Genomic DNA, 13,263 nt, shown 5'->3' with positions numbered 1-13,263 from the left:
CGGTATTGCGGTGTTGTTGCTGGCTTTGTTGTTATCCCGCGGGTTGAATGCCAGTGTCACCCTGACCGGCAGTCAGATTCCGGTGCGGCGGGTGGATGTAGTGATTGCAGTACTGTTTCTGCTGACAATTTTTGCCACCATCAGTGGTAACGTGCTGTTTGCCATTCCACCGGTACTCACCTTCCTGTTTGGCCTGTCGATCATGTTTCTGGTTTCGCGTTTTATGAGTGATGACTCAGATCTTGATCCAATCCTTGAGTATGTACGTGCCATCGAATTTGAAACCCTGTTGTTTTTTCTGGGTATTTTGCTGCTGGTGGGAATGCTTAAAGAAATTCATGCACTGGATTCTGTGGTGGCGATTTATGACCTGTTGCCGCCAGTTTTTGCCAATTATCTGATGGGCATTTTTTCTGCAGTGATTGATAACGTGCCCTTGACGGCGGCACTGCTTAAATCCGGTATTGATATGAGCCCCGGTGAATGGATGGGACTGACTTATGCCGTGGGTGTGGGTGGCTCGTTGCTGGTAATCGGTTCAGCGGCTGGCATAGTGGCAATGAGCAAAATTGAAGGGCTGACTTTTGCAGCTTACCTGCGATACCTGGGGCATTTGTTTGTTGCTTACACCTTGGGTTATGCCTGTGTGGTGTTAATGGGGCCGTGGTTTAGCTAAGATTTTTTTGTTAATGGATGGCTTGTTGCTCACTGTGTAAATAAGCGGGCAACAAGCGTAGATCCAGCGCTTTGCTGAAATAATAACCCTGCAGGTAATGGCAACCAAAAGCTTCCAGCAGCTCGGCTTGTTCCTGTTGCTCCACTCCTTCCGCAACCACTAACATACCCATTTGTCTGGCTAGGGTGATGATGGTTTTAACGATGTCTGCACTTTGGCTGTTGCTGGTGATGTCATGGATAAAACACCTGTCCATTTTGATTTTGCTGACTTGCAGATTTTTCAGGTAACTAAGGCTGGAAAATCCCGTACCAAAGTCATCCATGGTGACCCGAAACCCCAGGTTTTGCAGCTGGTTCATAATGTTCTGAGCCAGTTCGGCATCTTCCAGCAGTACCGTTTCAGTCAGTTCTATTTCCAGCTGGGATGAAAGGATCTGGTGGGCTTTTATCAGTTCAACCAGTTGTTCCACAAATCCCGGACGCAGCAGCTGGATGGCGGAAACATTCACCGCAACCTGCTGGATACCCATGGCTTTTAATTTGTGTAAATCGCGGCAGGCTTGTTGCAGCGTCCATTCAGTTAACTGGATGATCTGCCCAGTCTGTTCTGCCAGCGGGATAAAATCAGCCGGTGAAATCATACCTTTTTCTGGGTGGTGCCAACGCAGCAGCGCTTCCACCGAAAAGGTCTGACCGGTTACGGCATCCACCAGTGGTTGGTAGTGGAGTTGTAATTCTTTTTTATCCATGGCCTGCTGCAAAGCGTTACGCAGTTGCACCCGATGACGCAACTTGGCTTCCATCTGTTCGTCATACCAATAAAAGTGGTTATGACCACCACGCTTGGCTTTGTACATGGCCATATCAGCCTGCTGGATCAGAATATTGGCGGTAATTTCTTCTCGCCCTTCATAATAAGCCCCGCCGATACTGGCAGACAGTTGCAGGGCATTTCCTTCGATCAGATAACTGGAGGACACACAGTTCAGCAGCTTGCGAACTCTGGGCAGTGCATCGTTGAATGCCTGCAGGTCGGGCAACAGTGCTACAAACTCATCACCACCAAAACGCACCAGTGTTGATTGATCAGGCATACAGCTTGCGAGGCGCGTTGCCACTTCAATTAATACCAGATCCCCGATGCGGTGCCCAAGACTGTCGTTGATGGGTTTAAAATCATCCAAATCAATAAATAACACCGCCATGCCGATTTGGTTTTGCAGGCAATGTTGTACCTGAAGTTGCAACTGTTCTTCCAACACCAGGCGATTGGGCAGGCCGGTGAGGGCATCATAACGAACCTGTTGGCCGAGTTTTTTCAGCTGGCGGTTGTACCGCAGCAGATAAAAAATTACTGCGCTGCTGATAGACAAGGCGCTGTACAGCACAAGGGTCATGCAGCCACTCCTGCCGAGGTACTAAACAGGTATTCACCGGTGATTTGTCCCAGTTTTTTGGTGTTCTGGCTGACCACTCTGTCACCCTTGATGTTTTCATTTGGGTTATGCAGGTTCAGCAACAGCTCCACTTCAATGGGTTCACCTTCACGGTTGATGCGGGTGACACGACCCACATAACCCAGTTCAAAGGTGATACAACTGCCCACCGGATAAACCCCAAACAGCTGGATAAACAGCTCCACCATGGATGAATCAAATTTTTCCGGTTGTTGTTTGAGTTGGCGGTAAGCGGCCTGCCAGCTCAGCCGATTGGCACCTGCTACCGAGCTGGTCAGACATTTCAGCTGTTTCACCACCACCAGTGCACGGGTGAGTGAATCCTGACGTTTGCCGGGTAACTGGCGCGGAAAACCACTGCCATCCAGTCGTTCATTGGCGTTGACCAGAATGGATTCACCGAGGCTGGATGGAATCCAGTGCATTTTGGAGGTGGCCCGTACCACCCGCAGCAGGGCGGCCTTGTATTCCAGCCGTTGTGCAAATGGCAGATCGGATAAAAACAGGCAAGGATCACTGCCATCTATCAGCAGCCGTCCGGCATCGTGCACAATTAATGAGGCCATCAGTGCGTGTTGATAGTGTTTACTAAAACCCATTTTGAGTGCCAGTGGATAAAACCAAGCGGCGACCTGCAGGTGGTGCAAAATTACCGGCTGAATCCCCTGAATTTGATTTAACGCCAGATACAGGGCATCCCGATCCTGCTGGATCAGCTGTAATAATTGTGCGGAGGTTCGCTGCAACATCTCGGTACTGAAGTGGCCTTTTTCCTGCAGAAGCAACACCTGCCCACACAGCTGGTCGGCCAGTTGCAACAGGTTGTGAGGGTTTTTGGGTGCTTGGATATCTGGCTGTTTCAGCAACACGGGTGGTTGCGGTGAAGATTCAAACAGTCGGGATGGAGTCAGCTGGCGTTGATGACTGCGGCTGATGCGTGCCACTTCCCGCTCGGTCTCCTGATTGTATCGCCGGATGTGTTTGCTCTGTTCTTCACTGTCGTGCAGAAACTGACAGCCCAGCAGGGTTTTGCTGAATTCGGCATTTGGTAGTAATGAGACTTTTTCTGCACGGGCGTTAAACCCTTCACCATTGGGGAAGATAATACGGATCAGTAACTTGTTGATTGGATTGTTCAGCTTGATGCCATCCTGCATCGGCAGAGCAATACGGCAGCCACCATACGAAAGATCCACCAGCTGTCCCGGATAAACCTGCTTGTTATGGGTGATGTGTGCTTCGATCTTCATACTGTTGGGCAGGTGCACACGAAAGTGTTCACGCGGATGAACACGGCACATGGCTTGAGGTAATCGGGTTCTGATCATCAGTGAGTCGGGCTGGAGCTGGATTTTGATGACTTCCAGCCCATCACTTTGATGTAACTGATGTTTATGACGAAAAAACAGACAAATCAAGTGGCTTTTAGCCAGCCGACTCAGCAGCTCTGATTTGCCTGAAATACGAATTAATAATGCAGACTCATCATCATCAACCCTTAAACCAGTGATGGCATATTTTTCTTCCGTTACCGGTTTGTTGTCTGCCAGCAACGGCTGGATTTTTGGTTGATCAGCTGCTGAAATGGTTTTTAACAGGCGCTGAAGCCGCACACCGGTTAACAAGTCACCGTAATTCTGAGTGGAAAATAAAGACGTCATATCCAACCTCTAAGGCTAGCTGCAAATCTTTCTGAATCGACCCTTTGATTTCTGTACACTTTTGTTCCTGACCGCTTGTTTAGTGTTGCCTGAATAACTAAGGATCTTGTGATGCCTGAAACCCCGCACATCTATGTAGTGGATGACGATGAACTGGTGCTGGACACCTTAAATGCGGTGTTCAGTTTTGCCGGTTTTAACGTCACCACCTTTAATCAGGCGGAGGTTTTTCTTGCTGCCAACCTGCCGACCGACAACTGCTGCCTGATCCTTGATTTGCGTATGCCCCGCATGAGTGGGCTGGAGCTGCAGCGATTACTGGCAGAGCGACAGATTGATCTACCGGTGATCATTTACAGTGGTAATGCAGATGTGGCGACCACCGTCAGAGCCATGTCGGGTGGTGCGTTCACCCTGGTGCAAAAACCTATTTCCAATGACCTGCTGATCGAAACCGTGCGTGAAGCCATGCGTAAACATCAGCAGCAATTCAAAGAAAAACAACAGTTTGCAGAAGCTGAAACACGTTTGAGCCAGTTAACGGATCGGGAACGTGCTGTGGCCTTGCTGGCTACCGAGGGGATGAGCGCTGCGGAAATTGCTGATCGCCTCTGTATCAGTGCCCGCACTGCTGAAGCCCACAAGGCCAGTATTTTTAAGAAGCTCAATATCAAATCAGTGGCGTTGCTGGCGCAGTTGGTGGTGATGGCTCGCTTAAAACACTAATTTTTTCTTATGTAAAAATTATGCTCTTTGACCAAGTGGTTTAAAATTCGTAGAAACTACATTTTTTCTAGGTAAAACTACCTATACAACCTATCTGGATGGATTTATGCCAAGGCGTGTAAAAGCTCAACGCCTGAATCAAGAGGCCAGAAAGTTGCAACAGGATCAGGAGGAATTGGCACTTTTGCGTATGGCGGTGTCGCGCCTGAATGACGTGATTATCATCACCGAAGCGGAACCTCTGGGTGATCTGGGGCCAAAAATTGTTTTTGTGAATGAAGCTTTTGAGCGCATCACCGGTTACAGCAAAGAGGAGGTCATCGGTCGCTCACCGCGCTTGTTGCAAGGACCGGACACTCAAGCCTCGGAGTTGAGGCGGATTGGTAATGCTTTGCGTCAGTGGCAACCGGTAAGGGGTGAGTTGCTGAACTATCGCAAAAACGGTGAACCCTTCTGGTTTGAGCTGGATATTGTGCCGCTGGCGGATGAAACCGGCTGGTTTACCCACTGGGTGGCGGTGGAGCGCGACATCACCCAGCAAAAACAGATGCAACAACAATTAATGCATGTACAGCGGATGGAATCGGTTGGGCAGCTGACTGGTGGTATTGCGCATGATTTTAATAATCTGCTGACGGTGATTTCCGGCAATCTGGAGTTGCTGGTGGAACAACTGGCCGCCCAGCCACAACTACAACTGCTGGCTAAAACTTCAGCCCGGGCAGCAGATCGGGGTACCCAGTTAACCCGCAGTCTGCTTACTTTTGCCCGTGAGCAGATGCTGCAACCGGTAGAGGTCTGCATTAACCAACTGATTGATGACATGCTGCCGCTGCTGGAAAGTTCGGTGGGTGAACGCATGAATATCAAGCTGTATCCGGGTGTCAATTTATGGCCGGCCTTGATTGATGAATCCTATCTGGAAAGTATTCTGCTGAATCTGGTGATTAATGCCCGTGATGCAACACCTCTGGGTGGTGCGGTGATACTGGAAACGGCCAATATCACCTTGGATGAAAATTATGCGGCTCGTAATGCAGAAGTAACCGCCGGTGATTATGTAATGCTGGTGGTATCCGATAGTGGCAGTGGTATACAGCCGGAAATCATTGATCGTATTTTTGATCCATTTTTTACTACCAAGGATAAAACCAGAGGCACCGGTCTGGGGTTGAGTATGGTGTTTGGTTTTATCAAACAATCGGGCGGGCACATCAGTGTGTATTCCGAACCGGGGCAGGGTACCTGTTTTCGTTTGTACTTACCCAGAGCCACTAAGGATGTGCGTACCAGTGCATTACCACGTCGGCCTGTAGTGGCTGCGGAACCCCAAGGCAAAACCCTGCTGGTGGCTGAAGATAATGAGTTGGTGCGGGCGTTTGCGGTATCTCAGCTGCAGGCTACGGGTTACTCTGTAATAGCGGTTGAAACGGGTGATGAAGCTTTGGCAGTCATCAAAGCGGGTAAAGCGGTGGATCTGTTGTTCACTGATGTGATTATGCCGGGAGCCTTGAATGGTCTGCAGTTGGCAGAAGCTGTTCGGCAGCTTAAACCCGAGTTGCCGGTGGTGTTCACTTCCGGGTTTACAGCGGATGCTTTTCCGCATCCTGCGGGACAAGAGCTGCCGGAAAAATTACTGATCAAACCTTACAAGCGCCAAGATTTGCTGGAGGCTATTGCCAGCAAACTGGAAACAATAATAGGGAAATAATCCTGACAAGCTGCTGTTATTAAACAGGTTTTCCAGCAATCCAAGTGGCAGCAATGGCTTGTTGTCCACCTAAAAACATCAGCGCAAAGAGTTTTTCTTCGATGGTTTTTGCCAACTGGCAACGCTTTTCCAGCAATGGTGTGGCGGCAGTATCCAGCAATACCAGATCAGCGTATTTACCGGGTTCCAGACTGCCAATCTGATTATCCAGTTCCAGTGCACGGGCATTACCCAGAGTGATCTGATAAAACCCATCTTGCGGGTTCAGATCCGTGCCCTGTAACCGCGCTACCTTGTAGGCTTCCGCCAGCGTAGTCAGCAGAGAAAAACTGGTGCCGCCCCCAACATCCGTAGCCAGACTCAGACGCACCCCTTCTTTGTTGCAGCGCTGCAGATCAAACAGGCCGCTGCCCAAAAACAGGTTGGACGTGGGGCAAAAAGCAATCACTGAATGGGTATCGGCCAAGCGTTGCCATTCACTGTTACTCAGATGCAGGCAATGACCAAAAATACTGCGTTCACCCAATAGTCCGTAGTGGTCATACACATCCAGATAGTTTTTTGCTGCGGGAAAAAGCTGGCGGATCTGCAGGAGTTCGTTGTGGTTTTCACTCAAATGAGTTTGCAGGTAAACCTCTGGGTATTCGCGGTACAGCTGTGAAACTTTTTCCAGCTGCGCTGGGCTGCTGGTGATGGCAAAGCGTGGGGTGAGTACATACTTCAATCGATCCTGTCCATGCCAGCGTTCAATTAACATCTTGCTGTCACGGTAGGCGGAATCTGGAGTATCCAGTAACTCAGCGGGTGCAAAACGATCCATCATCACCTTGCCGGTAAGGATGCACTGACTTCTTGCCTGTGCTGCTGCAAACAGCGCCTTCACTGAAGCAGGGTGAACTGTTGGATAGACCATCGCCGTGGTGGTGCCGTTGCGTGCCAGTTCATCCAGAAAAAAATGGGTTTCCTGCGCGGCGTAATGTGGATCGGAAAACGCCATTTCCTGCGGGTAGGTATAACGCTGCAACCAATCCAGTAGTTGTTCACCGTGTGAGGCGATGATACCTGTCTGAGAATAATGGATGTGGGTGTCAATGAATCCCGGCAACAGTAACCCCTGCAGCTGTTGCACGGGTTGATCCAGTGACAGGGTGGGTAGGAGTTGTTCGGCATCACCAATGGCTGTGATACGACCATCACCAATCAGCAACAACCCATCCTGCCAGTGGCGCAGACCATCAGCAAAATCCAGCATCTCGCCCCGCAGGGCGGTCATAGAACTCATACAACACCCACCTGTGCTGATAAAAAAATCATACAGGGATGATTCTACACCTCTCACTAAAACTAGTCGGTAACTGATGAACTTGATCTGTACAAGCTTGTTATGGATAGTTCCGCGCCTGATAAGTTGTTGCAAAAATGGATGTAAGCTGTACCTGTGTGTAAGTTAAATTACAAATTTTTTCTGTCGTTAGCGGATAAACAAGATATAACTTACTACTTTGGTAGAACTCCAAGGGGCACCTTATGTCTTTGCAGAAAAAAATACTGCTGTCCACGGTTTTAATCATTGCCCTGATGACGTTTGCAGGTGTGGTGTTTTTTGCCTGGCAAGAGCAACAAGAAATCACTCATGCAGCAGATCAGCAAGCTCAGGAACTAATGCAGGAGCTGGATCGTCTGCTGGAAGTCACTGACAGCATCATGACTGATAGAGTCAAGAGCAGTATGGCGCTGCTGATTGATCGGGTACAGCAACAGGGTACTCCTGAGCAGGGGCTTCCGACTCAGCTAAATGACCAGCAGGTTCCTCAGTTGTGGCTGGGAGATCAGGCTCAGGTGGGTCGTTTTGATCTGGTGGATGGTGTGACCCGTATTATGGGAGGCACAGCAACCCTGTTCAGCCGCAGGGATGAAGATTTTGTTCGTGTCACCACCAATGTTCGCCGGGCTGATGGAGAGCGAGCCATAGGTACTCTGTTGGATCCCCAAGGCGCAGCCATTCGTGCCATAAGGGCAGGACAGGCTTTTTATGGGCAGGTGGATATTCTGGGTAACCCTTTTTTGACCGGTTATGAACCCATACGCAACCAGCAGGGACAGGTGATAGGTATCACTTATGTCGGTTATTCGGCAGATCTGAACACTCTGCGTGATGTTATTGCTGCAACCCGTATTCTTGATAGTGGTTTTGTTGCCCTGTTGGATGCACGCGGTAACCTGCGTTTTCATTCCAATCATCTTCAGGCTGAAGAAGTTCAGCAGCACTTGCAGAATCCTGATGGCTGGATGTTGCATGAACAGCAGTTTACCCCTTGGGGATACCGGATTGTTGCTGGTTACCCGATTCAAGAAGTACAGCAGCGTATTTTGCAGGCTTCCGGCATGATCCTGTTGACACTGGTGGCTGGTGGTGCCCTATTGAGTCTGTTACTGGTGGTGCTGTTGCGTCGTATGGTGGCACGTCCGCTGGAGCAGACCATCCATGCTCTGGAAGATCTTGCAGAAGGGGGTGGGGATCTGACCCGGCGTTTTAATTCCACAGCACGGGATGAACTGGGGCACATGGCCCGTAGTTTTGACAAGTTACTGGAACGGCTGCAAGGCAGTATCCGTGATACCACCAAAAGTTTGACCCCTTTGGCGCAGTCAGTGGATCAATTAAAAGTCATCAGTCGTGAATCCACCGATTCGCTGCGCAGTCAGAATGAAAGCACAGAACAGGTGGCAGCAGCCATACAGGAAATGCACCATTCAGCACGTTCGGTCGCTGAGCATGCTCAGCAGGGTGAGCAGGCGTCGGCACATGCAGTCCAACTGGCCAGTGAAGGAACCAGCCTGATGAATGAGCTGGTTGCTGGTATTAATGAGCAGGCAAAAGAAACAGGTGCATTGGTTGATGTGACGGCGGAGTTATCAGAGGCAAGCCAGTCCATCACAGCGGTTCTGGAAGTGATCAACAGTATTGCTGAACAGACCAACCTGCTGGCGCTGAATGCAGCAATCGAGGCGGCAAGAGCCGGTGAACATGGACGAGGGTTTGCTGTGGTGGCTGATGAAGTACGCTCGCTAGCTAGCAGAACCCAGAGCTCCACAGGGGAAATACGGCAGATGATTGACCGTATGCAGCTGGCTGCTGATCAGGCTCGCAAGCTGATGACCGATGCACAGGAGCAAATGCAGCAGAATGTTGCCAAGGCTGATGTTTCAGGTCAGGCCTTCAAGAATATCTTGGCGACCTTGGATCAGATCAACAGTGTGAATACCCAAGTAGCCAGTGCTGCCTTGCAACAGAGTCAGGTTTCAGCTGATATCAGTCAGAACATTGCACATATCCATGATTCATCCGAATTTAACCTTGGCAAGATGGAGGAAGTCAGTGCCCAGAGTGAGGCGCTGCTGACTTCCTGTGATCATATCCAGCAACAGCTGGCTTATTATCGTACCTGATTAAAAGTCGGGTGTTTTAGGGTTTAAAAATCTTGCTCAGATCCGTTTCAATCCTTAAAGTAAACGACTATTTGCAAGGACTGACTCAACATAAGGATGTCACAGTGTTCGCATCCAATATTGAAGCCAGCGCCCTAATGCTCAGGGAGGTGAGAGCATGAACCGTATTGCCGTCAGTCCCAGTGTTCTTCAATGGGCACGGGAGCGCGCCCATCTGGGCATTGAGAATCTTGCCGCGAAGTTTCCCAAGCTTCTGGAGTGGGAACGCGGTGAATCTTTGCCTACTTTTAAGCAGCTTGAGAGCTTTGCCAAGGCTACCCATGTGCCCTTTGGCTATCTATTCCTGCCGGAGCCACCGGACATCCCCTTGCCAATTCCGGATTTTCGTATGCTGGAAAACCGGCAGCTCCGTTCTGCCAGCCCTGATCTGCTGGATACCCTTTATGCCATGCAACGACGTCAAGCTTGGCTGCGTGAAGCGCGATTGGAGTGCGAAGCTGAACCCCTGAGCTTTGTTGGTAGTGCACGCCTGAAGGATGACCCGGCAGCCATTGGCCGGGAAATGCGCCGTGTACTGGGGTTGGGTAATGGTTGGGCAGCTGGTGTGCGTACCTGGCAAGAAGCTGTGAGTGGGTTGCGTAACGCCATGGAGAGTTTAGGGATCATGGCGGTGGTCAATGGTGTGGTGGGCAATAATAACCGCCGCAAACTCAATGTTGAGGAGTTCCGTGGTTTTGCACTGAGTGATGTGTATGCGCCCTTGGTTTTTGTGAATGGTGCAGATGCCAAATCAGCACAGATGTTTACCCTGGCTCATGAGCTGGCGCATGTTTGGTTGGGTACAGAAGGTTCCGGGCTATCCGGTTTTCCGGGTGTTTTCCCTGATGGCGGTGTAGTGGAGATGTTTTGTGATCAAGCAGCTGCGGAGTTTCTGGTTCCTGAAACCGAACTGCGTTTGCATTGGCAGGAAGCAAGACGAGATGATGCACCTTTTGAGCTTTTGGCATGCTGGTTCAAGGTCAGCCCAATAGTGATTGGCCGTAGAGTCATGGATTTACGCTTGGTGGATCGTCAGGTTTTTTTTGATTTCTACGAAGCCTATACCCGGCAGGAACGCAGACAAAAGCAGGAAGTCAGTGGAGGCGGCGATTTTTACAACAATCAGAATGTTCGTGTTGGTCGTCTATTTGCTGTTCAGGTCATCAGAGCAGCCAAGGAAGGGCGTATTGGATTCAAGCAGGCTTATGATTTGACTGGACTTAACGGTGGTGCATTTCAGGAGTATGCCCGTCGCCTGGGAATGGAGTTGCCCTAACCATGTATATCATAGATTCTGATGTTCTGATTACTGCCAAGAACAGTTACTACGCTTTTGATTTGTGCCCTGGCTTCTGGAATAGCCTGCTGACTCAGCATCAGTCTGGACAGATTCACAGTCTGGATCGAAATCGGATGGAGCTGCTGCAGGGGCGTGATGATGATGATCTGGTGCAATGGGTGCATCATCAGGTACCCGGTGGTTTTTTTCTGGGTACCCAGCGTACTGATGTTGTGACCGCATATACCGAAATCATGTTATGGGTGCAGCGCAATCCACAATACCATGACAGTGCCAAAGCCAAGTTTGCCACTGGAGCGGATGGTTGGCTGGTTGCATATGCACGGGTGAATGGTTGTGTTGTTGTGACGCTTGAAGAGTCTCGTCCGGAATCCCGCAACCAGGTCAAGCTGCCAGATGTATGTATCCAGTTTGGTGTTGAGTATCAAAGCCCCTTTACCATGCTGCGTGCCTTGCAAGTGCAATATCACGACTAAAAAGAAAACAAATGGTTAGTCATATACCAGATGGGATTTTGCAATTGTTATTAAAAGCAGCTTCCCTGCCGCTATGTTCCTGATTTATGCAGCCTCGATGACTCTTGCTGCCAGCACCGGGCTGACAGCGGCCAGTACTGCGTTGAGGTTGGCAGCCACGGTGTCTTCGCTGATGGCTACACCGCAGTACACCTGTTCACCGACCTTGAGCTGGATGTAAGTCACCGCCTTGGCATCACTGCCGGTGGACAAAGCGTGTTCACTGTATTCAGTGATCTGGATTTCCTGATCCAGCACTTGTTTCAGAGCTTCGGTGAGGGCATGGAGTGCGCCCTTGCCTTCGCCTTGTAATTCACCGCTGCGTCCCTGCTGCCGGATCACGGCGGTCAGGTAGTCGCGGTCACTGCGTTCCAGCTTGTAGCTGACCAGTTCAGCCAGATCAGGATGAATCAGATAGGCCTGATTAAAGGCATCCCAGATTTCCTGACGTTTTAATTCCCGCGCTTCGGCTTCAGTACGCGCCTGCACCACTCTGGCAAACTCCACCTGTAACCAGCGCGGCAGTTTCAGGCCATAATCGGCCTCCAGTACATAAGCCACACCACCCTTGCCGGATTGACTGTTGATGCGAATGACCGCTTCATAGCTGCGCCCCAGATCCTGCGGATCAATCGGCAGGTAGGCAACATTCCAGCCTTGTTCAGGTTTTTGCTGGCTGAGGCTTTTTTTGATGGCATCCTGGTGGCTGCCGGAAAAAGCGGTGTAAACCAGTTCCCCCACCCAGGGGTGACGCGGATTGACTGGAATCTGCGTACAGGCTTCCACCACCTCAACAATTTCCTGGGCATCAGCCAGATAAAGCTCCGGGTTCACACCCTGGCTGTAGAGGTTCATTGCCATAGTGATCACGTCCATGTTGCCGGTGCGCTCACCGTTGCCCATCAGGGTGCCTTCCACCCGGTCGGCACCGGCCATAATGCCCAGTTCTGCCGCTGCAACACCACAACCTCTGTCATTGTGGGTGTGCAGGCTGATTTCGATGCAGTCCCGCTGGCCAATATGGCGGCAAAACCATTCAATTTGGTCAGCAAACACATTGGGGGTAGACATTTCTACCGTGGCTGGCAGGTTGAGGATGATTTTTTTCTCGCGTGTCGGCTGCCACTCTTTCACCACCGCATCACAGATTTCCACGGCAAAATCCAACTCGGTGCCGGTGAAACTTTCCGGAGAGTATTCCAGCCGCCAGTCGGTGTTCGGGTGGTTTGCCACACGCTCTTTCACCATGCGTACACCGGAGACGGCTATCTCAATGATTTCCTCGCGGCTCATGCGGAACACCTGCTCCCGCTGCACGGTGGAGGTGGAATTGTAAACGTGCACTATGGCTTTTTTGACGCCCTGCAAGGCTTCAATGGTGCGGTCAATCAGGTGTTCCCGCGCCTGGGTGAGTACCTGCACCGTCACATCATCAGGGATCATGTTTTCTTCGATCAGCGCCCGCACAAAATCAAAATCCGGCTGGGATGCCGCGGGGAAGCCTACTTCGATCTGTTTGAAACCGATTTTTACCAGCAACTGGAACAGGCATTTTTTCTGTTCCACCGTCATTGGATCAACCAGCGCCTGATTGCCATCCCGCAGATCAACACTGCACCAGATCGGTGCTTTGTTGATGACTTGATCCGGCCATTGGCGGTCTTTTAACTGCACAGGCGGAAAAGGGCGGTATTTGGTGTGGTCGTAACGGCTCATGGTGCTTCTC

Annotated in this window: 10 protein-coding genes; 6 read left to right on the top strand and 4 right to left on the bottom strand. The window is 50.5% G+C overall.

Features of this window, described 5'->3' with window-relative positions; genetic code table 11:
- The coding region (gene nhaD / locus IBX50_RS05950; protein ID WP_292254210.1) for a sodium:proton antiporter NhaD at positions 1-676 on the top strand (676 nt) is incomplete at its 5' end.
- A 10-nt stretch (positions 677-686) separates the two neighbouring features.
- Here the strand turns inward: nhaD and IBX50_RS05945 are convergent.
- Together IBX50_RS05945 and IBX50_RS05940 are read right to left on the bottom strand one after the other, a co-directional pair.
- Complete coding sequence (locus IBX50_RS05945; protein WP_292254208.1) at positions 687-2,075, bottom strand: bifunctional diguanylate cyclase/phosphodiesterase; 1,389 nt, start codon at positions 2,073-2,075, stop codon at positions 687-689.
- A complete protein-coding gene (locus IBX50_RS05940; RefSeq protein WP_292254206.1) occupies positions 2,072-3,796 on the bottom strand; it encodes a PilZ domain-containing protein in 1,725 nt (574 codons plus the stop codon). The genes IBX50_RS05945 and IBX50_RS05940 overlap by 4 nt, the downstream gene beginning before the upstream one ends.
- 111 nt (positions 3,797-3,907) lie before the next feature.
- On the opposite strand from IBX50_RS05940, the gene IBX50_RS05935 reads away from it, so the two are divergent.
- Both IBX50_RS05935 and IBX50_RS05930 read left to right on the top strand, forming a co-directional pair.
- A complete protein-coding gene (locus tag IBX50_RS05935; RefSeq protein WP_292254205.1) occupies positions 3,908-4,522 on the top strand; it encodes a response regulator in 615 nt (204 codons plus the stop codon).
- 106 nt (positions 4,523-4,628) lie between these two features.
- Complete coding sequence (locus tag IBX50_RS05930) at positions 4,629-6,233, top strand: ATP-binding protein (RefSeq protein ID WP_292254204.1); 1,605 nt, start codon at positions 4,629-4,631, stop codon at positions 6,231-6,233.
- A 19-nt stretch (positions 6,234-6,252) separates the two neighbouring features.
- Here IBX50_RS05930 and guaD read toward each other — a convergent pair whose 3' ends face one another.
- Positions 6,253-7,515 (bottom strand): guanine deaminase, encoded by a 1,263-nt coding sequence (gene guaD / locus IBX50_RS05925; RefSeq protein WP_292254203.1) that lies wholly within the window; start codon positions 7,513-7,515, stop codon positions 6,253-6,255.
- A 245-nt stretch (positions 7,516-7,760) separates the two neighbouring features.
- Between guaD and IBX50_RS05920 the strand changes: the two genes are divergently transcribed.
- The 3 genes from IBX50_RS05920 (at position 7,761) to IBX50_RS05910 (ending at position 11,498) form a co-directional block, all read left to right on the top strand.
- Positions 7,761-9,683 (top strand): Cache 3/Cache 2 fusion domain-containing protein, encoded by a 1,923-nt coding sequence (locus IBX50_RS05920; RefSeq protein WP_292254202.1) that lies wholly within the window; start codon positions 7,761-7,763, stop codon positions 9,681-9,683.
- A 157-nt stretch (positions 9,684-9,840) separates the two neighbouring features.
- The gene (locus IBX50_RS05915) at positions 9,841-10,998 is read left to right on the top strand and encodes an XRE family transcriptional regulator (protein WP_292254200.1); all 1,158 of its coding nucleotides are present in this window, start codon (positions 9,841-9,843) and stop codon (positions 10,996-10,998) included.
- Positions 10,999-11,000: 2 nt separating this feature from the next.
- Positions 11,001-11,498 carry a DUF4411 family protein gene (locus IBX50_RS05910; RefSeq protein ID WP_292254198.1) on the top strand — a complete coding sequence of 166 codons (498 nt, stop codon included), beginning with the start codon at positions 11,001-11,003 and terminating at the stop codon, positions 11,496-11,498.
- A gap of 84 nt (positions 11,499-11,582) precedes the next feature.
- Here IBX50_RS05910 and leuA read toward each other — a convergent pair whose 3' ends face one another.
- The gene (gene leuA, locus IBX50_RS05905) at positions 11,583-13,253 is read right to left on the bottom strand and encodes a 2-isopropylmalate synthase (protein ID WP_292254196.1); all 1,671 of its coding nucleotides are present in this window, start codon (positions 13,251-13,253) and stop codon (positions 11,583-11,585) included.
- Positions 13,254-13,263 lie beyond the last annotated feature (10 nt).

It is taken from the genome of Marinospirillum sp., assembly GCF_014859565.1.
Note: the sequence above shows the minus strand (reverse complement) of the source record. Positions and strands in the feature narration are given on the sequence as shown.

What these genes read in the sequence shown, in the direction of transcription:
- IBX50_RS05915 (WP_292254200.1), top strand. Translation starts at nt 9,841, where the DNA reads ATGAACCGTATTGCCGTCAGTCCCAGTGTTCTTCAATGGGCACGGGAG.
- IBX50_RS05940 (WP_292254206.1), bottom strand. Translation starts at nt 3,796, where the DNA reads ATGACGTCTTTATTTTCCACTCAGAATTACGGTGACTTGTTAACCGGT.
- leuA (WP_292254196.1), bottom strand. Translation starts at nt 13,253, where the DNA reads ATGAGCCGTTACGACCACACCAAATACCGCCCTTTTCCGCCTGTGCAG.
- IBX50_RS05920 (WP_292254202.1), top strand. Translation starts at nt 7,761, where the DNA reads ATGTCTTTGCAGAAAAAAATACTGCTGTCCACGGTTTTAATCATTGCC.
- IBX50_RS05945 (WP_292254208.1), bottom strand. Translation starts at nt 2,075, where the DNA reads ATGACCCTTGTGCTGTACAGCGCCTTGTCTATCAGCAGCGCAGTAATT.
- IBX50_RS05910 (WP_292254198.1), top strand. Translation starts at nt 11,001, where the DNA reads ATGTATATCATAGATTCTGATGTTCTGATTACTGCCAAGAACAGTTAC.
- IBX50_RS05930 (WP_292254204.1), top strand. Translation starts at nt 4,629, where the DNA reads ATGCCAAGGCGTGTAAAAGCTCAACGCCTGAATCAAGAGGCCAGAAAG.
- IBX50_RS05935 (WP_292254205.1), top strand. Translation starts at nt 3,908, where the DNA reads ATGCCTGAAACCCCGCACATCTATGTAGTGGATGACGATGAACTGGTG.
- guaD (WP_292254203.1), bottom strand. Translation starts at nt 7,515, where the DNA reads ATGAGTTCTATGACCGCCCTGCGGGGCGAGATGCTGGATTTTGCTGAT.